The sequence below is a fragment of the Pseudomonas putida genome (assembly GCF_028682475.1).
Classification (GTDB): Bacteria; Pseudomonadota; Gammaproteobacteria; order Pseudomonadales; family Pseudomonadaceae; genus Aquipseudomonas; species Aquipseudomonas putida_AG.
The window spans coordinates 15,630-37,327 of sequence record NZ_JANHLE010000011.1 but is presented as its reverse complement, the minus strand read 5'-3'; the positions used below and the strand labels follow the sequence as shown (position 1 = coordinate 37,327).

Here is a 21,698-nt window from a genome sequence, read left to right as displayed (position 1 = left end):
CTCGATGCTAAAAGTGGCAGTGAAGCGCAGGCGGATTAACTCAGGATTATGCCGCGCCCGCGCCGGATCGTCGCGGTCCGGGCGACAATCGACGCCGGTGGGTTAACACTCGGTTAATCGTGCTCGGCCAGGATCGGGCACTTATCGCACTACCAAGGCTTAGAGATGCGCACGTTACTAATTGCCCTGATGCTTCTGTTCAGCGGCCTGACCCAGGCCAACCCCTTCGCCCAGAGCGACTTTCTGCCGGTGGACAAGGCATTCGTGTTCAGCAGCGAGCGGCTGGACTCCGGGCAGATGCGCCTGCACTGGAAAATCACCGAGGGTTACTATCTTTACCAGAAACGCCTGAAGTTCGACGGCCTACCCATTGAGCAGCAGCCCGCGTTGCCAGAGGCCTTGCCCCATCAGGACGAGTTCTTCGGCGAGACTCTGGTGTATCGCGGCGAACTTGAACTGATCCTGCCTGCCTCCGCCAGTGGCCAGTTGCGCATGGGCTGGCAAGGCTGTGCCGATGCCGGGTTGTGCTATCCACCACAGACCAACCTGGTCAGCCTGAGCAGCGCCGCTGTCGATGAGCAAGAACAAGCCAGCGATCAGGCCCTGGCCGGCGGCCTGCAGCAGTCGGGCCTGGCCTGGAGCCTGCTGGCCTTTCTGGGCCTGGGCCTGCTGCTGGCCTTCACACCGTGCTCGTTGCCGATGCTGCCGATTCTCGCCGGACTGGTCCTCGGCAATGGCGTGAGTGCCCGCCGTGGCTGGGCATTGGCTATCGTTTACGTACTGAGCATGGCGCTGGTGTACGCCGCCCTCGGGGTGATTGCCGCGTTGCTAGGGGGAAGTCTTCAGGCCTGGTTGCAACAGCCCTGGTTGCTCGGCACCCTGGCCGGCCTGTTTGTGTTGCTGGCCCTGCCGATGTTCGGTGCCTTCGAGCTGCAGTTGCCGGCCTGGTTGCGCGATCGTCTGGAACGCGCCGGCCACGGCACCCGCGGCGGCAACCTGTATGGCGCGGCCTTGCTCGGTGCGCTCTCGGGGCTGTTGATGGGCCCGTGCATGACCGCGCCCCTGGCCGGTGCCCTGCTGTACATCGCCCAGAGCGGCAACGCCGTCCACGGCGGGCTGGTGCTGTTCACACTCGGCATCGGCATGGGCTTGCCGCTGTTGCTGCTGGTGACCCTGGGCAATCGCTACCTGCCGCGCCCCGGCCCGTGGATGAACCTGGTCAAGGGCCTGTTCGGCTTCGTGTTCCTGGCCATGGCCCTGTATACCCTGCGCACCGTGCTGGAACCCTCGCTGTGGCTGGGACTGATCGGCGCCTGGCTGATTGCCCTGGCCTGGGCGGCATGGCCTGCATTGCATGGCCTGCGGCCAATCCGCGCGGTGCCGCTGCTGCTGGGCTTCTGGGGCAGCCTGCTGGTGATCGGTGCCGCCGCCGGCGGCGACGACCCCTGGCAACCGCTGCAGCCGTTCCGCGCCGGTAGCGGCACGGTGGTTGCCAATGCTGTCCACAGCGATGCCTTCATCACCGTCAGCCAGCCGGCTGAGCTACAACGCGAGCTGGACATAGCCAAGGCGCAAGGGCAGTGGGTGATGCTCGACTACTATGCCGACTGGTGCGTGTCGTGCAAGGTCATGGAAAAACAGGTGTTCGCCCGCGCCGATGTGCTGGCCGCGCTGAACGGCGTACGCTTGCTGCGCCTGGATGTGACCGCCGATGCGCCCTCCAGCCGCGAATTACTACAACGTTACCAGGTGCCCGGCCCGCCCAGCCTGATCTGGATCGGCCCGGAAGGCAACGAGCGCCGCGCCCGCCGCATCACCGGTGAAATCGATGCGAAGAACTTCCTCGAACAGTGGGCCCAGACCCGGAGTCAAGGTTGATGCTGACGGTAAACCTCGGGCCACTGACCATGGCCGTCGATCATCTGTTGCTGCTCTGCGCACTGGCCTTGGCCACCCTGGTCGGCTGGCGCGTGGCCAAACGCGGTGGCGACAACCCGGAATCGGTGCTGTTCGGCCTGTTCCTGCTGGGTCTGCTGGCGGCACGCCTGGGGTTCGTACTCAGCTACTGGCCAATGTACCGCGATGATCCGCTACAGATAGTCGACCTGCGCGACGGCGGCTTCCTGCTCTGGCCAGGTTTGCTGGTGGTGGCCATCGGTGCGTTGTGGCAAGGCTGGCGCCGCGCCAGCTTGCGCCGTCCGCTGGGCTGGGGCTTGTTCAGCGGCGTGCTGTTCTGGCTACTCGGCAGCCTCGCCAGTCATCTCTACGAGCAAGGCACACAACTGCCCGAAATGAGCCTGCACAAGGCCGACGGCCAGACCGTGCAGTTGACCTCCTACCGTGGCCGCCCGCTGGTCATCAACCTCTGGGCCACCTGGTGCCCGCCGTGCCGTCGGGAAATGCCGGTGTTGCAACAGGCGCAACACGAACACCCGGACATCACCTTCCTGTTCGTCAACCAGGGCGAAACCCCGCAGACGGTCAGCACCTTTCTCGCCACCACCGGCCTGAACCTGTCCCATGTGCTGTTTGACGGCGGTGGCCAGCTGGCCCAGCAGGTCGGCTCCATGGCCCTGCCCACCACCCTGTTCTACGACGCCGACGGCCGCCTGGTTGGCAGCCATCTGGGCGAGCTGTCGCGAGCCAGCCTCAGCCACGCCCTGGAATCCTTTGAGCGCACGCCTGCGCCTGTCGCCACCCACCCTTCAAGGAATGACACATGCACCCTTTGCTGAAACTGCCACTGACCCTGACCTTCGGCCTGCTGGCCAGCCAGGCTGCCCTGGCCGAAACCCTGCCCAAGGCCGTGCAGCAAATGGAAGCCAAGGGCGTGAAGATCAAAGGCAGCTTCGATGCCCCCAACGGCCTGCGCGGTTACGCCGCCGAGTACCAGAACCGGGGCATGGCCCTGTACCTGACACCGGATGGCAAACACGTACTGGTCGGCAGCCTGTTCGATGAACAAGGCCAGGACTTGAGCGAAGCACCGCTGGAGAAGCTGGTCTACGCACCGATGGCCAAGGAGGTCTGGGCGAAGATGGAAAAGACCGCCTGGATCGCCGACGGCAAGGCCGATGCGCCACGCGTCGTCTATCTGTTCAGCGACCCCAACTGCCCGTACTGCAACATGTTCTGGCAGCAGGCGCGGCCCTGGGTCGAGTCGGGCAAGGTGCAATTGCGCCACATCATGGTCGGTATCATCCGCGAAGACAGCCCGGGTAAATCGGCGGCGCTGTTGGCCAGCAATGATCCGGTCAAGGCTCTGCTCAAACACGAGAGCGCCGGCAAGGCCAGCACGCTCAAGGCACTGGAGAAAATTCCGGCGGCCGTGCAAGCCAAGCTCGATGGCAACCAGGCCTTGATGGAGGAACTGGGATTGGCCGCCACGCCAGCCATCTTCTACATGGATGAGCAACAACAACTGCAAACGCAGCAAGGCGCGCCACGTCCGGAGATGCTTGGGAAGATTCTCGGCAAGCGTTGATCCGCTGACAGCAGGTTGTAACACCAGCACCAGCAAGGCGTCTGGAGAGTACCCCTAACCGAAAAGGAACTCTCCATGACCCGCCCCGCCTACCTTGACACCTTTGTGCGCTCCTCCCTCGACATCACCTTGCTGCGCCTGAGCCTGATCGTGATTTTCATCGGTTTCGGCTACACCAAGTGGTTCGCCTATGAAGCCCAGGCGCTCATTCCACTGATCGACAACAGTCCCTTGCTGTCCTGGATGCATCCCGCCTTTGGTATCCAGGGCGCCAGCTATGCCCTGGGCGTGGCCGAGTGGGCGATTGGCGCCGCGTTGCTGATCGGCTTCTGGCAGCCGCGTTGGGCGGTGGCCGGGGCGCTCGGCTCGGCGATCACCTACCTGACCACCCTGACCCTGATCCTGACCACACCCGGTGGTTGGGAGAACAGTGCCGGTGGATTTCCGGCCATGGGCGGCGCGACGTCCTTTCTGATCAAGGACGCCGTGCTGCTGGCCGCCTCGGTCGCTTTGCTCAAACACGACCTGCAACGCACCTGCCCCACCACGGCCTAGACCCTACAGCGCTTCGAGCTCGGCCATCAGGTCACTGAGCCGGTCGACCTTGTCGTCGCTCAGCTCACTGGCCTTGAGGCCTTCCACGTAGTTCGCCAGCGCTTCGACGGTGCTGCACTCGAACATCGCCCGCAACGGCACGTTCAGTTGCAGCGCCTTCTGCACCCTCGAGGCGATCTGCGTAGCCAGCAGGGAGTGCCCGCCCAGCTCGAAGAAATTGTCGCGTACCCCGACCTGTTCGACCTTGAGCACTTCGGCCCAGATCGTCGCCAGGGTCTGCTCCAGGTCGCTGCGCGGAGCGAGGAAGTCCTGCCCCTGCTGAGCGGCAAAATCAACGCTCGGCAACGCCTTGCGGTCAAGCTTGCCGTTGGCATTGAGCGGCAGTTGCTTGAGCCAGGCCCAATGTAACGGGACCATGTATTCGGGCAGCTCTGCGCGTAAGCGCTGCTTGATCAGCTCGAGCAACACGCTGCTGTCCGCTGCCGCATCGCTGGCCACCAGATAACCCACCAGGTGCTTGCCATTGACCCCCTCCTGAACCCCCACCGCCGCGTCGCGCACTTCGGCCTGTTCATGCAGTCGCGCTTCGATCTCGCCCAGCTCGATACGGTAGCCACGGATCTTCACTTGATGGTCAATGCGTCCGACGTATTCGAGCACGCCATCCTGACGGCGCCGCGCCAGGTCACCGGTGCGGTACAGGCGCTCGCCCGCCACGCCGAACGGATGCGGGATGAACGCCAGGGCGGTGCGCAGCGGATCGCTGACATAGCCGCGACCGACACCGGTGCCGGCCACACAGAGTTCACCGACGGCTCCCAGTGGCACCAGCTGCTGATCGTCGCCAAGCAGGTACAGACGGTTGTTATCGGTCGGCGTACCGATCGGCAGATAGCTGCCACGAGTCGAAGCCGCATCGACGCGGAAGAACGCCACGTCATCGGAGCATTCCGCCGGGCCATAAGCATTGACCAGAGCGATCTGCGGATAGCGCTGCAGCCACTGCGACGCCAGCTCGGGTGGCATCGCCTCGCCGGTTGGCAGCATCCAGCGCAGGCCGTCGAGTTGCTGATGCTCGTTGGCAAGCATGCCCTGGATCAGTGACGGCACGCTTTCCAGCACCGTGATCCCGCAGGCCTGAACATGCTCAAGCAAGCCCTGCGGATCGTGGGCAATGCTGTTGGGCACGATCGCCACCTGAGCACCGAACAACGGCGCGGCGAGGAACTGCCAGACGGAAATGTCGAAACTCTGCGAAGCGGTCTGGGCAATCACGTCGTGCTCGTCCAGTTGCAGGTAGGGCACCTTGCTCAACTGGTTGTTGAGCATGCCGCGCTGCTCGACCATCACCCCCTTCGGCAAGCCCGTGGAGCCGGAGGTATAGATCACGTAGGCGAGGTTGTCCGGCGCGCTGTAGATGCCTGGGTTGACCTCGGGCAGATCGGCGTTCTGCACCTGCTCCCAGACCAGCAACTTCGGCCGCCCCGCGCAAGCCAGCTCATCGAGCAGTGCACGGCCCTGCTCGGCGCAGGCCTGACTGCAGACCAGCACCGGCGTACGACTGAGTTCGACGATGCGTTGCAGACGCGCCGCCGGCAAGCCCGGATCGAGCGGCAAGTAACCGGCACCCGCCTTGAAGCTGCCGACGATCATCCCCAGCAACGGCAAGTCACGCTCGGCCAGCAGCGCCACCGGCTGATCAATGCTCACCCCGGCAGCCACCAGCGCATGCCCCAGGCGGTTGGCCTGGCGATTGAGCTGTGCGTAGCTGATCGACTGCTCCAGGCACCGTGCTGCAGTACGCTGCGGATGGGCAGCAACCTGTGTCTCGAACAGCGCTACGTAACTCTGCTCCAGCGGGTAATCCCGTTGGCTACGGTTGCAGTCTTCCAGCAGCAGGCGGCGTTCCTGCTCACCCAGCAACGGCAGCTCGCTCATGTCGCCGTGGAAACCATCGGCCAGGGCCAGCAACAGGCGCTTGAACTCGGCCAGCAAGCGCTCGACCGTCGAGGTGTCGAAATAGCGCTGATCGAACGACAGGTGCAGCCCAAGGTCATCGCCTGGATAGCAGACCGCGGTCAGCGGGAAGTTGGTGTGGGTGCGACCGGAATCGGAACTGGCATTCAGGTGCTGTGCGCGGTTCAGAACCGCAACTTCCACCGGGGCGTTTTCGAACACGAACAGGCTGTCGAACAATGGCTGGCCCTTGGGCAGCTCACTGCATTCCTGAATGCTCACCAGCGGCAGGTACTCGTATTCGCGCAACTCCATGTTGCGTTCGAACAGACCCTTGAGCCATTCGCGGACGCTGCAAGGCTCACCGGCAGCCGGCAACTGCACCCGCAGGGCGATACTGTTGATGAACAGCCCGACCGTGCGCTGCATCTGCGGCATGCTCACCGGACGACCGGCCACGGTCACCCCGAACAGCACGTCGCGCTCGCCGCTATAACGGCTCAACAGCAGAGCCCAGGCCGCCTGGGCGAAGGTGTTGACGGTCAATTGATGGGCCTGAGCCAACTCACGCAGGCGTGCTCCATCGCTGGCATCAAGGCGGGTGTGACAGTCTCCGACGATCATCCCGGTATTCTCGGCGCCGTGATCACGCAGCAGCGGCCGGTCGCTCGGCACTGCCGTGCTGCGTTCGAAGCCCTGCAGGTTGTCGCGCCACCACTGACGCGCGGCGTCCAGGTCCTGGTGCTGCAGCCAGCTGATGTAGTCGCGGTAGCGCGGCGGCACCGGCAACTGTGCCTCGCGTCCTTCGCCCAGAGCCATGTACAGCTCGAAGAAGTCGTTCATCAGCAACGAGCGGCACCAGGCATCGATAAGAATGTGATGGTTGCTCATCATGAACCAGTAGCGGTCCGCGCCGACGCGGATCAGGCGCAGCTGGAACGGTGCCTGTTGCAGCAGATCGAAACCGGCTTCGCGCTCCTGCTTGTGCAGGGCCTGCAGGCGCGCTTCCTGCTCGTCCTCGGCAAGGTCGACCCAGTCCAGATAATCGAGCGCGGTGCTGCCCGGCTTGTGGATGATCTGTAGCATGGCTTCGCCAGCGTTCCAGCTGAACGACGCACGCAGGGCTTCGTGTCGCTCGACCACCGCTTGCCAGGCCTGGGCAAAACGTTGCGGGTCGAGGGCGCTGTTGATCCGGTAGCGGTCCTGCATGTAGTAGATGCCGGTGCCGGGTTCGAGCAGGGTATGCAGCAACAGCCCTTCCTGCATCGGCGTCAGTGGGTAGACATCTTCGATCTGCGCGGCGGGCACTGGCAGGCTGTCGATCTGCTCCTGGTTCAGCTGCGCCAGCGGGAAGTCCGACGGGGTGAAGCTGCCATTGCCTGGGGTCAGACAGTGCTCGATCAGGCCAAGCAGTTCGATTTTGTAAGCTTCAGCCAACTGCTCGATGGTGCGTTGATCGTAGCGTTCACGGCTGAAGGTCCAGCGCAGCTGCAATTCACCGGCATACACCTGGCCATCGACACTCAACCAGTTGGGCAATGGCGCCTCCAGGTCATGAGCCTCACCGGCCGGCTCGTCCACCGGCTGGAACAGGGCATCGGCCTGGAATTGCTGGTCGAACTGGCCGAGGTAATTGAAGGTGATCCGCGCCTGCGGCAACGCCGCCATGCTTTCACGTACCGTGGTATCGGCCAGGTAACGCAGTACACCGTACCCCAGCCCCTTGTGCGGCACCTGACGCAGTTGTTCCTTGATCGCCTTGATCGACGCAGCGGCGTCAGCCGCAGGGCTAAGGCTCAATGGATAGGCACTGGTGAACCAACCGACACTGCGGGTCAGGTCCATATCCTCGAACAGGCTTTCCCGGCCATGCCCCTCCAGTTGCACCAGCACCGCGGTGTCGCCGCTCCAGCGGCACAGCACCCGGGCCAGGGCGGTCAGCAGCAGGTCATTGACCTGGGTGTGGTAGGCCGCTGGCGCCTCCTTGAGCAGTTGCCGGGTCTGCGTGGCATCCAGGCGCACGCTCAGGGTGTGCGCCTGCTTGTGCAGGTTCGCCCCTTGCGGGTGATCGCAGGGCAGCTCACGGTGAGCCGTGCTCAGTTGCGTCTGCCACCAGTGCTGTTCGTCGCGCAGTGAATCACTGCCGGCATAGGCTTGCAGACGTGCGGCCCAATCGCTCATCGCGCGGGTTTTCGCCGCCAGTGCCTGGCCCCGGTAAAGCGCCTGCAAATCTTCCAGCAGCACCCGCCACGACACGCCATCGACCACCAGGTGATGGATTGCCCACAGCAGGCGTTGCTGCCCCTCTGCGTCTTCGACCAGCAGTGCCCGCAGCAGCGGACCATTGTGCAGATCAAGGCTGCGCTGGACGTCGCTGTACAGCGGCTGGCAGTCGGCAAAGCTGTTGACCGACACCTGCCAGAGCAGCTCGCGGCTTTCACCCTGGACATAGTCGCCCTGCCATTGGCCATCCTGCGTGCTGAAACGCAGGCGCAGCGCGTCGTGCTGTTCTACCAGTTGCTGCAAGGCCTGTTCCAGCGCCTTGGGCACCAGACGTTCGGTCGGCGCCAGCAATACCGACTGGTTCCAGTGCTGGGGCTGCGCGACATCGCTGTCGAAGAACCAGTGCTGGATCGGCGTCAGCGCCGCGCGACCGCTCAGAGGCCCTTGATCGACCGGGTTGTCGTCGCTGCGGCGCACCACACTGGCCAAGGTCTGGATGGTCTGGTGCTGGAACAGGTCACGCGGGGTGAAGTGCAGCCCCGCCTGACGGGCACGGCTGACCACCTGGATCGACAGGATCGAGTCACCACCCAGTTCGAAGAAGTTGTCCTGCAAGCCGACCCGCGGGACATTCAACACATCGCGCCAGAGATTGGCCAACTGCTGCTCCAGCGCGTTGCGCGGTGCTTCATAGTGCTCACGCCCGTGTTCCAGATCAGGCGCTGGCAAGGCACGGCGGTCAAGCTTGCCATTGCCCATCAAGGGCATCTGCTCCAGCACTACCAGATGGCTGGGCACCATGTAATCTGGCAGGTGCAACCGTAACTGCGCCTTGAGGGCATCACGCAGCGCGGCTTGCTCTGCGGCATCGGCCTGAGCCTGCGCGCAGACCAGATAAGCAACCAGTTGCTTGCCGCCCGGCATGTCCAGGGCCAGCACTACTGCTTCGCGAACCGCCGGATGCTCCAGCAGGCGCGTTTCGATTTCGCCAAGCTCGATGCGGAAGCCGCGAATCTTTACCTGATGGTCGATGCGACCCACATACTCAACCAGCCCGTCGGCGCCCTGCCGCACCAGATCGCCAGTGCGGTACAGACGCCCGCCATCAGCGCTGAACGGGTCGGCGACAAAACGTTCGGCACTGAGTCCCGGCCGTTCATGGTAGCCCTGGGCCAGACCGGCACCGCCGACATACAGCTCGCCAACTCCACCCTGGGGCAACAGCGCCAGGTCGGCATCGAGAATGTAAGCCACCCGGGCGCCGACCACGCTGCCGATCGGCACACTGCCGGCACCGGCTGGCAACTGTTCCGGTGCCAGGCACGCCAGCGGCATGACCACCGTTTCGGTCGGCCCATAGGCATTGAAGAACTGCTGCGGCGTAAAGGCCTGACGGATCCGCTGCAGGTGCTCAGCGGTCAAGGCTTCGCCACCGGTGATACACAGGCGCACCGGCAGGGTCTCGTTACGGCTGGCCAGCCACTGCGCCAGTTGACTGCCATAACTCGGGGTGAAGCCAAGAACCGACACCCGCTGCTCGCGAATGAGGGTGCAGATCTCTTCGGCACCCCACTGCCCCTGGGCGCGCAGGACCACCCGCGCGCCACACAGCAGCGGCACCAGCAAACGCTCGGTAGCGGCGTCAAAGTTGATCGAATAGAAGTGCAATTCGCAGTCGTCGCTGCGCATGCCGAAGCGCTCGATAACTGCCTGGCAGTGCATGGCGATCTCGCCTCGACTGACCACCACCCCCTTGGGCTTGCCGGTGGAGCCGGAGGTGTAGATCAGGTAGGCCTGATGGCCGGGCAGACTGGCCACGGTCAACGGCTCGCGGCTGACATTGGCCAGCGCCGGGCCGTCATCTTCCAGACTCCAGCGTTCGACCGGACCCGGCAGTTCGCCCAGTGCCTCGAACAGGCTGCGCTGACCGAGCAACAGCCTGATGCCGCTGTCTTCGATCATGTAGTGCAGGCGTTCCAGCGGGTACTCCGGGTCCAGCGGCACATAGGCGCCCCCGGCCTTGAGGATTGCCAGCAAGCCCACGACCATCTCCAGCGAGCGCTCCAGCGCCAGACCTACCCGTACCTGCGGGCCCACCCCGCGCTCGCGCAGTACCCGGGCCATTTGGTTGGCGCGGGCGTCCAGCTCGGCATAGCTCAGGTGCTGACCGGCAAAGGTCAGCGCCAGGGCCTGCGGCTGACGCGCCGCTTGCGCACTGAACAGGCCTTCGATGGTCTGCTCCAGGTCTGCATCAAGGTCGCCTTCGAGGCTGTTACGCAGCTGCTGTTGTTCAGTGCTGGCCAGCATCGGCAACTCGCACAGACGCTGCTCGGGATTGTCGAGCATGGCCGCCAGCAGGTTCTGCCAGTGTGCGGCCATCTGCGCGATGCGTGGCTCGTCGAACAGGTCGCAGCTGTAGGTCAGGCAGCAGCCCAGACGCCGGTCGAGGTCGGTGACTTCCAGGTTGAGGTCAAACTTGGTCGCGCGGGCGTCGTTGACCAGGTAATCCACCTGCATGCCCGACAATTGCCGGCGCTGCTGGAACTCCCATCGCTGCACGTTGCACATCACCTGGAACAACGGGTTGTAAGCGGTGCTGCGTGCAGGCTGCAAGGCTTCGACCAGTTGATCGAACGGCAGGTCCTGATGCGACTGGCCTTCGATCACGGTCTGGCGGACCTGATCGATCAGCTCGGCGACGCGAATTTGCCCATCAAGCTGGCAACGCAGCACCTGGGTGTTGAGGAACGCACCAATCAGCCCTTCACTTTCCGGGCGGATGCGGTTGGCCACCGGTGCACCGATGCGCAGGTCCTGCTGGCCGCTGTAGCGATAGAGCAGCAGCGCCAGGGTGGCGGTCATGGTCATGAACAGGGTCAGGCCACGCTCGGCATTGAAGGCACGCACCCGCGCCGCCAGTTGCGCACTGAGGTCGAAGCGATAGAGCTCACCCCGATGGCTTTGGACCGCTGGCCGCGGTCGGTCGGTGGGCAGCTCCAGCACCGGATGCTCGTCACCGAGCCGGGCTTTCCAGTACTCCAGTTGCCGCCGGCCTTCACCGGCTTCCAGCCACTGGCGCTGCCAGACGCTGTAGTCCAGGTACTGCACCGGCAAAGCCGGCAACGGCGATTCACGCTCATCGACAAAGGCTTCGTACAGCTCGCCCAGTTCGCGGGCGAAGATGTCCATGGCCCAGCCTTCAGTGACGATATGGTGCAGGGTCAGGACAAAATAGTGCTCGTGCTCGCCGGCCTTGACCAGGCAGGCACGCAGCAGCGGGCCGCGCTCCAGGTCGAAGGGTTGATGCGCCTGCTCATCGGCGAAGGTCTGCAGACGTTGCTCGCGTTCGGCAGGCGTGTGCGCGGAAAAGTCCTGCCAGTGCATCTGCAGCGTGCTGTCGCTGTGCACGCACTGATACGGCACGCCGTCGATGCTCGGGAAGGTGGTACGCAGGGTCTCATGGCGCACGATCAGGGTTTGCAAGGTCTGCTCGAAGCGGCTGACATCCAGCACCCCACGCAGCCGCGCCATGCCGCCGACGTTGTAGGCGGGGCTGTCCGGCTCCATCTGCCAGAGGAACCACATGCGCTGTTGGGAGTAAGACAAAGGCACAGCCTGACGACGGTCGATCCGCGCGATCTCGCCCTGCAGGTTGTGTTCGCCGCGGTGCTGGATACGTTCGACCTCGCGGGCAAAGGCGCACAGCTCACTGGCTTCAAACAATACCCGCAGCGGCAACTCGACGTTGCACGCCTGGCGGGTGCGAGAAATGATCTGGGTCGCCAGCAACGAGTGCCCGCCGAGGGCAAAGAAGTCATCCTGCAGACCGACCTGCTGCAGCCCCAGCACTTCGCGCCAGATCGCGGCGATCTGCTGTTGCAGCGCGGTGCTAGGTTCGATGTGCTCACGGGTGGTCCAGACCGGCTCCGGCAGCGCTTTGCGCTCGACCTTGCCACTCGGCCCCAAAGGCATCTGCGCCAAATGCATCAGTAATGCCGGGACCATATAGGCCGGCAGTTGTTCGCCCAGTGCCGCCATCAGTCCGGCGTTGTTTTCCACGCCGCTGTAATAACCAACCAGTTGCGCCCCGGCGACGGTCTGGCGAATCAGTACCAGCGCCTGCTCAACCCCCGGCTGACTCAGCAGGCAGGCTTCAACTTCTTCCGGCTCGACACGAAAACCGCGCAGTTTCACTTGCTGGTCGAGACGTCCCAGGTACTCCAGTGCCCCCAGGGACGCCACCCAGCGGGCACGGTCCCCACTCCGGTAAAGACGCTGGCCATCGCCCTCGGGATCGGGCACGAAACGTTCGGCAGTCAGCCCTGGACGCCCGAGGTAGCCACGCGCCAGCCCTGCCCCACCGAGGAACAGCTCGCCGGGAACACCGGGGGCACTGAGCTGCAGCTCCTCATCGAAGACCCGGCACAAAACATTAGCCAGCGGCCGGCCAATCGGCGAACGCGCGCCATCTGCCTCGCTGCACTGCCAGTGAGTGACGTTGATCGCGGTTTCGGTCGGGCCATAACGGTTATCCAGCGCCACCTGCGGCAACACCTGCAGCACCCGGTCACGCAGCGCGGCCGACAACGCCTCACCGCCGGAGAACAGACGGCGCAAGCTGGTGCAGCTCGCCGCCAGTGGCTCTTGAACAAAGACCTGCAGCAGGGCCGGAACAAAGTGCAAGGTGGTCACGCCATGCTCGCGCACCAGTGCGGCAATCCGCTGCGGATCGCGGTGCTCGCCCGGGCCTGCCAGCACCAGCTTGCAGCCGGTGACCAGCGGCCAGAAGCATTCCCAGACCGAAACGTCGAAGCTGATCGGCGCCTTCTGCATCAGCACGTCGTGCTCATCCAGCGCGTAGCGCTGCTGCATCCACTGCAGGCGTTCGGCCAATGCTGCATGGGTGTTGCCGACGCCCTTGGGTTGCCCGGTGGAGCCGGAGGTATAGATCACATAGGCGAGGTTATCGCCATGCAGGTGCAGGCCCGGTGGCTGGCACGGCCAGCTGTCGAGATTGAGCTGATCCATGGCAATGGCGCTGACCCCGTCCACCTGCGGCAGACGCGCCAGCACCTCGCTGTGACTGAGCAGCAGGCTCGCGCCACAGTCGGCGAGCATGTAGGCCAGGCGCTCTACCGGGTAATCGACATCCAGCGGTACATAGGCACCACCGGCCTTGAGAATCGCCAGCACGCCAATCAACAACTGTGGCGAACGTTCGGCGGCAATGGCCACGCAGACATCCGGGCCGACGCCCTTGTCGCGCAGGTAATGGGCCAGGCGGTTGGCCTGCTGGTGCAGGCTGGCATAGTCGAGGGCGCCGCCGTCCCACACCAGCGCGGTACGCAGCGGCGTCAGCCGTGCCTGCTCATTGAGTTGCTCGACCACCCACTGTTGCGCTGCAGGCGCCGGGGCCTGCCCCCATTGCAGCAGTTGCTCACGTCCTTGTGCATCAAGCAGCTGCAAGTCACCAATGGCTAACGTCGGCTCGGCGCACACCAGCTCCAGCAAACTGAGCAGGTGTGCCGCCAGACGCTGCACACTGGCGGCGTCGAACAACTCGCTGGCGTAATCGAACGACAGCGACAGGCGCCCCTGATGGTCTTCCTCGCTGTGCAACTGCAGGTCGAACTTGGCCTCGCGGCTGTGCCACGGCAGCGCTTCGGCGAGCAGCCCGGGCAGGCGACGCAACGCACTCAAGTCGCGCTGCTGGTGGTTGAACATGACCTGGAACAGGCCCTGTTCGCGGGCATCCGGGAAGGCTGCGAGCAGTTGCTCGAACGGCAGGTCCTGATGGGCTTGGGCCTGCAAGGTGGTCTGCCGTACCTGGGCCAGCAGCTCGACAAACGGCAGGCGCGAATCGAGTTGCGCACGCAGGACCTGGGTGTTGATGAAAAAGCCGACCAGCCCCTGGGTTTCCAGGCGCGGACGGTTGGCGTTAGGTACCCCGACACGAATATCGGACTGCCCGCTGTAGCGGTGCAGCAGGCTCTGGAAACCGGCCAGCAGGATCATGAACAGGGTGCTGTCGTGCTGCCGGGCGGTACTGCGCAGCGCTTCGGTCAACGCCGCCGGCACACGCAGGCTCAGGCGTGCGGCCGACTTGTGCTGCTGGCTGGAGCGCGGGTGGTCGGTGGCGAGGTCGAGCACTGGCTGTTCATCGCCCAATTGCGCCTGCCAGTAGTTCAGTTGCCGTGCAGCCTCCCCCTCGGCCAGCCATTGCCGTTGCCAGCTGCCATAGTCGGCGTAGTCCAGGGTCAGCGCTGGCAACTCGGCCTGCTGCCCCTGGCAATGGGCGGCGTACAAACGCGAGAACTCGTCGATGAGGATATTCATCGACCAGCCATCGGCAATGATGTGGTGCAACGTTACCCACAGCTGATGCGCTTCGCTGTCAAGGCGCGCCAGGGTCACCCGCAGCAAGGGACCGGCTTGCAGATCGAACGGTTGCTGCGCTTCGGCCTCTCGTCGCGCCAGTACCGCATCGTTGTCGAGGTCGCTCAAGTCCAGGTGCTGCACAGTGAGCTTCAGCGCTGGCAGGATTCGCTGCAGCGCCTGGCCATCAACCTCGGCAAATACCGTACGCAGGGATTCATGACGCTCGACCAGGGCCTGGAAACTGGACTGCAGCGCCGCCCGGTCCAGCTCGCCGCGCAAATGCAGCGCCCCCGGAATGTTATAGGCAGCGCTCTGCGGTTCCAGCTGCCAGAGCAGCCACAAACGATTTTGTGCCAGTGACTGCGGCAACGCCTGGGTACGGGCGAGACGTTCGATCCCCCCCTGCGCTAAGCCCGCCTGCTGCGCGGCGGCAACAGCGCTGCAGAAGTCGCCCAGCAGCGGCGCATCGAACAGCACGCGCAAGCTCAACTGCAGGTCCAGTTCATCGCCCAGGCGAGCGGTAAGCTGAGTGGCGGCGATGGAGTTGCCACCGAGGAGAAAGAAATGGTCATCGTCGGCGACCTGCTCCACCCCCAGTTGCTCGCACCACAGGCGCGCAATCAGACTACGCAACGGGTTGCCCAGCAGCGTTTCAGCGACCGTCACCGATTGCTCTGCATCCGGGAAACGCGCATAGCAGTCGAGGCTGCCATCATTCATCCGCAGACGGCAGGCCGAACGTTGCAGCTTGCCGCTGGACGTCTTCGGCAGCGCCCCCGGATTGAGCAACAGGACCACCGCCGGGGCTTGCTGGCAGGCATCGGCAATAACCTGACGCAAGGTCTTGATCAGGCTTTGCGGGCTGACGATCTTCTGCACATTGCGGCTGATTTCGACGGCGACACCGATGCCCTCCTCGCCCTGGTCATCGACGGCAAACACCGCCACCCGCCCTTTGCGCAGTACCTCGACCTCACGCTCCAGGGTCTTCTCCAGATCCTGCGGGTAGAGGTTGTGCCCCCGCACGATCAGCAAATCCTTGAGCCGGCCGGTGACAAACAGCTCCCCCTCGCGGACAAAACCCAGATCGCCGGTGCGCAGCCAGGTCTGTCCGCCTTGCTCGACAAAGCTCTGCGCAGTCGCTTGCGGGTTGCGCCAGTAGCCTTTGGCAATGCTCGGACCACAGGCCCAGATCTCGCCGACTTGATTATCAGCCAGCACCGTCAGCTGTTGCGGATCGACGATCTGCACGCCGTGCCCGGGCTGGCTGCGCCCGCAACTCATCTGCACCGCATCACTGCCAGGTTCGGCGCTGTTGCGTGCCAGCGCACCGGCATCCAGAGTCATCGCAGCAATACCCTGGCCACGGCTACTGCCGCTGACAAACAGGGTGGCCTCCGCCAGGCCGTAGCTGGCAAAGAAGCTCTGGGCGCTGAAGCCACATTCGGCAAATTTCTCAGCAAAGGCCTGGAGGCTGTCCTGGCGGATCGGCTCGGAACCGGAATAGGCCACCCGCCAGCGGCTCAGGTCGAGTTTGGCCAGCGCCGCGCTACTGACCCGCTCGCTGCACAGGCGATAGGCGAAATCGGGGCCGCCACTGATGGTGCCGCCGTGGTCGCTGATCGCCTGCAGCCAACGCTGCGGACGGGCGAGAAAATACGCCGGGGCCATCAGCACGCAAGGCACACCGCTGAAGATCGGTTGCAGCAAGCCGCCGATCAGGCCCATGTCGTGGTACAGCGGCAACCAGCTGACGATGACATCGTCCGGATTGAGGTCGATACCGAAACCGTGGCGGATCAACACCTCGTTGGCCACCAGGTTACCGTGACTGACCTGCACGCCTTTGGGCAGCGCCGTGGACCCGGAGGTGTATTGCAGGAAAGCGATGTCATCCGCTTGCAGCGCGAGTATCTGCCAGGCGTCGGCCAGTGCTGCATCCAGATGATCGACCGCCAGCAACTGCGGCGCCGCTTCTTCGGCCAGCACCGCCAATGCTTGCAGGCTGTCGTGCAGGGTGCTGGTGGTCAGCAGCAGGCGCGGCTCGGCATCGTCGATGATCGACAGCAGGCGCTCCTGGTGATGACGACGGGCGGACTCAGGCGGGTAGGCCGGCACGGCAATGACCCCAGCGTACAGGCAGCCGAAGAAGGCAGCGACGTAATCCGGCCCGCTGGGAAACAGCAGGATGGCCCGGTCTCCAAAGGCCGTACGGGCCTGCAGGGCAGCGGCAATGGTCCGTGCACGCAGGTCCAGTTCCCGGAAGGTCAGCACCGCCTCCTCTTGCGGGTCGTCGGCCAGAAAGCGCAAGGCAACCCGCTCCGGGGTTTGCGCAGCACGTTGCGCCAGTGCCTGGACCAGCGTAACCGGGAGTTCGAAGGCGTCCGTCATGGGAGGGTTCCTGCCAGAGTCTGTACGTGAAATCAGGGCTCGACAGTGGCGCGTAGCGGCGATGCGCTTGCGCGTTGCGCCTGTCGAGCGCCGGGTGATGTACACAGAGGAACGGATGGGCAGGGCAAATAATTAAGCGCTGAGTACAGCTTGGGCGGGGCGCTGGAAGGCGGCTTTTTTGAAGTGGATCACAGCGTCGGACTTATAACCAAATTATTCTGATACGCACCGCTTTCTCATTTGACAATAATTATCATTACGAATAATTTGTCGCACGTCGTAGGAAGCCTCCCGGCTTGGAGTGCTCCCCCTCCCTCTTAGAGACAAGGTGATTTCCATGGCGGAACAACTATCCACAGGTAAGTGCGATTCACCGTTACTCCAGGCGTTTGTCGACAACCGCAGCATTCTGGTCAAGATCGCCGCGCGCATCACCGGCTGCCGCTCCCGCGCTGAAGACGTGGTGCAGGACGCTTTTTTCCGGCTCAGCTCTGCGCCGCAGATCACCTCCTCGTTCAAGGCCCAGCTGAGTTATCTGTTTCAGATCGTGCGCAACCTGGCCATCGACCATTACCGCAAGCAGTCCATGGAGCTCAAGTACTCCGGCAGCGAAGAGGAAGGCCTGAACGTGGTCATCCAGGGCGCCTCGCCCGAAGCCACGCACATCAACTTCGCCACCCTGGAACACATCGCCGATGCGTTGAACGAACTGCCGCAGCGCACCCGCTATGCCTTCGAGATGTATCGCCTGCACGGCGTTGCCCAAAAAGACATCGCCAAAGAACTGGGCGTCTCGCCGACCCTGGTCAACTTCATGATCCGCGACGCCATGGTGCATTGCCGCAAAGTCTCGAATCAGAGGACTTGAGCGCTTCAAGCTGCAAGTTGCGCATTCCCTGCCGGCAACTTGCAGCTTGCCGATCACACCAGTTTGCAACGCTCGAAGAAGCGCTCCCGCCCCAGAATCATCAAAGCCGCCCGCTTGTGCGGGAAGTCGAATTCCTTCTCGCAATGAAAGCACTGATCGTGCATGTAGCCGATCATCTTGCTGTTGTCGGCACGCGGCTCGGCCACCACCCGCTGGGTGCGCGGATCGTCGAGAAACAGGTAGTGCACCAGCGCTGACAGCCAGCTGGCCACCTTGTGCGGGCCACGGTGATGTTCTTCACCGACCAGCATGTGAATGCCACGATCGTAGTCATCAACTGCATAGAAAGGAGCGATGCGGTCTTCTTTGGCCCAATAGGCTTCGAAGTAGGCAAAGGGCTGATCGTCGAAACAGCCGATCAGGGTCAGGCTGTGAGGGTCGGCCTGCAGTTTGCTCAGGTAGTCACGGTGCTGCTCGAGGCTGCCGCCCTCCTGCCAGAAATTCAGGACCCGCGGGTTGTTCTGCCAGCGGTTGAAACGTTCCAGATCGGTGTCGATTTCCAGCGTGCGCAGCGATACCCAGGCTCCCAGGCGCGCATCGAAACGCCGGTACACCTCACCCCGTGGTTTCGGCGCGCGGCGTGGATGGCGCTTGCCCTCGGTGATCTGCATCTGTTGCGGGTAAACCCCGTCAAGCGCCTGACCTAACCAGGGCTGCGGCAATTGCCAGAACTGCGTCCTCTCACAGCTGTACACCCCGCTCTGGTCTTGCTCGACCAGCAAACCGCTGAGCAGTGCATCGGCCGGTGCCGGACTCAGGTGCCAGGTCAGGCGCTGGCAACCAGGGTCGCGGGCGAACAGCCAATAGCATGCAGCCCACAAGGCTTGCTGTGGCCGCTCGTGGGCAAACGCTTCAAGGTGAACTTGCAGCGTTTCACCACGCACCAGACGCACCCGGATCAACGGGCTGCCTTCAAGCACAAGGCTCAGGTGGCAATCACTTTCATCGGCGTCCAGGCTAAGCCAGCGGGGTAAGGATAACGGTTGCGAAGGAGTGTCGAAGGGCATGGTCTTGGCTCACGAAGGAAAAATGCTCACCGTTGTGAACGTGGCCGCCCGGGGGAAATTTAGTGTGCCTGAGGGGTGCTTACGCTGATGCGATAAGGCTGGAAGATCCGCAACAGTTCACCCTTGTCGCGCAATTGCTGCAACAGGCCGGCAAAGGCCGGGCCACTGATCGGCGCGCCTGGGCGCAACAACGCGAAATGGTGATAGATCTGATCGACCCGCTGGGACGTCAGCAATTTGCCGACGCTGCCCGGATTGCGCGCGAGGAAGTCGCTGAGGTAGGAACGGGTCACCAGGGCGATATCGGCCCGACCGCGCTGAACCATCAGCAGGTTACTGTCGTGGGAGTAGGTCAAGGTCGCATTGTAGTGATCGGCGAGATATTGCGGGTCCGGATTGAAGCCGGCAAAGGCGTAGTGATAGCCGCTGTACAGGGCCAGACGCTTGCCGTTGAGGTCGGCAAAATAGCGCTCGTCACGGTCGGGTTGAAGGTGGGTGACGAATACTTCGGCATCCTCCAGGCCCATATCGACCGCTACATGCTCGATGCCCTGCCATCCCCACTGCGGGTTCTCGAAGATCGCCATGTCGGTGCGCCCCTGGCGCAAATCGCCGAATCGACGCGGAATCGAGGTAGGCACCAGAATGAAACGGTAGTGCGGCTGGGCGTTGTTCAATGCCTCGACCAGCTGCGGCAACAGCCCGGTCTCGGCGCCCTTCTCGGGACGCACGGTATAAGGAGGGAAATGCGTGGCGCCGACCTTGACCTCGATCGCCTCGAATGCCTGGACCGGCGACGCCAGCCACAGGGTGGCAAGCATGAACAGGAAAGACACAGCCTGCGGCATGGGCGTTGGAGTCAAAGCAACACACTCTTTGCGGGTTTTAACCGGAATTCGCCTAAGCTAGGCGTTTTCCTGGCGCTGTACAACTATCGATTGTGCCAAATTCCAGTTACCGGCAAAAGGCCAGGGGATACCCCAAGCGTTGAAGTTTGGCTACGCTCTAGCGAGTCTTGCAAGGGAGCCTACTATGGGGCATTGGCTGGTGATCGACCTGGAAGCAACCACAGACGATGGGGGCTGGCCGGTCACGGATATGGAAGTTATCGAAATCGGTGCGACGCTGGTCAATCGACAGGGCCGGGAGGTCGATCATTTCCAGCGCTTCGTCAAACCACGACGACGCCCGCAACTGACACCTTTTTGCCGTGAGCTGACGCATATCAGCCAGGCCAATGTCGACACGGCCGCCTCCTTCGCTGAAGTCTGGGGACAGTTCGAACGCTGGATCGGCCATCATCGGGGGCATCTGCAGGCCTGGGTCAGCTGGGGCGACTACGACCGTCAGCAATTGCTGCAGGAATGGCAGTTGCATCACGTGCACAGCGTGCTCGCCGACCTGCCGCACATCAACCTCAAGCAACGTTTCGCCAAGACCCGTCAACTGCAACGGCCACTCGGCCTCAACGGCGCCTTGCAACTGGCTGGCCTGCAGTTCAGCGGCCAGCAGCACCGCGCCCTGGAAGATGCCCGCAATACCGCACGGCTGCTACCCCTGTCCCTGCCGGTCAACGGCACCTGAAAGCGGATGACGGCGCCATACGCCTTGGGCATACTGGCCAGCCTTTTCAGCCCCTTTTCAGGAGTCGCCCATGTTTAAGGTCAACGAGTACTTTGATGGCACCGTCAAGTCGATCGCCTTCGGCACCGCCGAAGGCCCGGCCACGGTTGGCGTGATGGCCCCCGGCGAGTACGAATTCGGCACTGCCCAGCGTGAAATCATGCACGTGGTGTCCGGCGCCCTGACCGTCAAGCTGCCTGACAGCGACAACTGGGAGACTTTCTCGGCAGGCAGCCAGTTCAACGTGCCGGCCAACAGCAAGTTCCAGCTGAAGGTGGCCGTGGATACCGCCTACCTGTGTGAGTACCGCGGCTGATTCAAAAAATTCGCGGGGCAAGCCCGCTTCCACTGCGTGTACCTACACCCTGTGGGAGCGGGCTTGCCCCGCGATGCGATGTAACTGGAAAAGCAAACTCAGCGCACAAACGCCGCAATCCGATCTGCAGCCGTCTGCAGATGATCACCCTGACTGAACCCGGAAGCCTTCAACGGCTTCAGATCATGATCCCCCGCCTGCAGCCAGCACAGCTCGATCGATGGCGATAGCGCATAGCCTTCCACCGTCTGCCGATTACCCAACGCATCGCGTTCGCCCTGGATGATCAGCGTCGGCGTCTTCAGCTCGGCCAGATGCGCCACCCGCGGCTTTTCCGGCTTGCCGGCGGCATAAAAGGGATAACCCAGGCACACCAGCGCATCCGCACCCAGCTCATCGGCCAACAGGCTCGCCATACGACCACCCATGGACTTGCCGCCGATGGCCAGCGTTCCAGTGACCAATGGTCGCACCTGTTGGTACACCTCTTGCCAGCATTCGAGCAACTTGGCCTGCGGATTTGGGGGCCTTTTGCCACCATCGAGGCGCCGCTGCGCCATGTAGGGAAACTCGAAGCGCACCACTCCCAGCCCTTGTGCCGCCAGCCTTTGCGCGATTTCTTCCATGAACCCGCTGTCCATCGGCGCACCCGCGCCATGCGCCAGAATCAGACAGCGTAAATGTTCGCCATCCCCCTGATTTTGCGGGGCATTCCAGCGCCAGCCACGGCTTTCGATCAACCGCGCCCATTGATCCCCGTCAATACCGGCCACTTGCCCATTAATCATGCTTGCCTCGCTATTTAGCCTGCCTATAACCGTGGATGGGAACCCATAC

11 protein-coding genes are annotated in these 21,698 nt (G+C 63.3%); 7 read left to right on the top strand and 4 right to left on the bottom strand.

The window, feature by feature from the left end; genetic code table 11:
- Positions 1-165: 165 nt before the first annotated feature.
- The 4 genes from dsbD (at position 166) to NPS47_RS11460 (ending at position 4,039) form a co-directional block, all read left to right on the top strand.
- Positions 166-1,878: a protein-disulfide reductase DsbD gene (dsbD, locus tag NPS47_RS11475; RefSeq protein ID WP_274295081.1), complete on the top strand. Its 1,713-nt coding sequence runs from the start codon at positions 166-168 to the stop codon at positions 1,876-1,878.
- Positions 1,878-2,735 (top strand): TlpA disulfide reductase family protein, encoded by an 858-nt coding sequence (locus tag NPS47_RS11470; protein WP_274295080.1) that lies wholly within the window; start codon positions 1,878-1,880, stop codon positions 2,733-2,735. The genes dsbD and NPS47_RS11470 overlap by 1 nt, the downstream gene beginning before the upstream one ends.
- Positions 2,720-3,484, top strand: coding sequence for a thiol:disulfide interchange protein DsbG (gene dsbG / locus NPS47_RS11465; protein ID WP_274295079.1), 765 nt, complete (start codon positions 2,720-2,722; stop codon positions 3,482-3,484). Before NPS47_RS11470 ends, dsbG begins: the two co-directional genes overlap by 16 nt.
- A gap of 75 nt (positions 3,485-3,559) precedes the next feature.
- Positions 3,560-4,039: a YkgB family protein gene (locus NPS47_RS11460; RefSeq protein ID WP_274295078.1), complete on the top strand. Its 480-nt coding sequence runs from the start codon at positions 3,560-3,562 to the stop codon at positions 4,037-4,039.
- A gap of 3 nt (positions 4,040-4,042) precedes the next feature.
- Here the strand turns inward: NPS47_RS11460 and NPS47_RS11455 are convergent, their stop codons facing one another.
- The gene (locus tag NPS47_RS11455) at positions 4,043-16,987 is read right to left on the bottom strand and encodes a non-ribosomal peptide synthetase (RefSeq protein WP_274295077.1); all 12,945 of its coding nucleotides are present in this window, start codon (positions 16,985-16,987) and stop codon (positions 4,043-4,045) included.
- A 337-nt stretch (positions 16,988-17,324) separates the two neighbouring features.
- Between NPS47_RS11455 and NPS47_RS11450 the strand changes: the two genes are divergently transcribed.
- Positions 17,325-17,855 (top strand): RNA polymerase factor sigma-70, encoded by a 531-nt coding sequence (locus NPS47_RS11450; protein WP_274295076.1) that lies wholly within the window; start codon positions 17,325-17,327, stop codon positions 17,853-17,855.
- Between the two features lie 53 nt (positions 17,856-17,908).
- On the opposite strand, the gene NPS47_RS11445 is transcribed toward NPS47_RS11450, so the two are convergent.
- Together NPS47_RS11445 and NPS47_RS11440 are read right to left on the bottom strand one after the other, a co-directional pair.
- A complete protein-coding gene (locus NPS47_RS11445; RefSeq protein WP_274295075.1) occupies positions 17,909-18,922 on the bottom strand; it encodes a GNAT family N-acetyltransferase in 1,014 nt (337 codons plus the stop codon).
- A gap of 59 nt (positions 18,923-18,981) precedes the next feature.
- Positions 18,982-19,785: a substrate-binding periplasmic protein gene (locus NPS47_RS11440; protein WP_274295074.1), complete on the bottom strand. Its 804-nt coding sequence runs from the start codon at positions 19,783-19,785 to the stop codon at positions 18,982-18,984.
- A 169-nt stretch (positions 19,786-19,954) separates the two neighbouring features.
- Between NPS47_RS11440 and NPS47_RS11435 the strand changes: the two genes are divergently transcribed.
- Positions 19,955-20,506 (top strand): exonuclease domain-containing protein, encoded by a 552-nt coding sequence (locus NPS47_RS11435; RefSeq protein ID WP_274295073.1) that lies wholly within the window; start codon positions 19,955-19,957, stop codon positions 20,504-20,506.
- A gap of 70 nt (positions 20,507-20,576) precedes the next feature.
- Positions 20,577-20,861, top strand: coding sequence for a pyrimidine/purine nucleoside phosphorylase (locus tag NPS47_RS11430; protein ID WP_010225980.1), 285 nt, complete (start codon positions 20,577-20,579; stop codon positions 20,859-20,861).
- A gap of 98 nt (positions 20,862-20,959) precedes the next feature.
- Here the strand turns inward: NPS47_RS11430 and NPS47_RS11425 are convergent, their stop codons facing one another.
- Positions 20,960-21,649, bottom strand: a complete 690-nt coding sequence (locus NPS47_RS11425; protein ID WP_274295072.1) for an alpha/beta family hydrolase — start codon at positions 21,647-21,649, stop codon at positions 20,960-20,962.
- Positions 21,650-21,698: the final 49 nt, after the last annotated feature.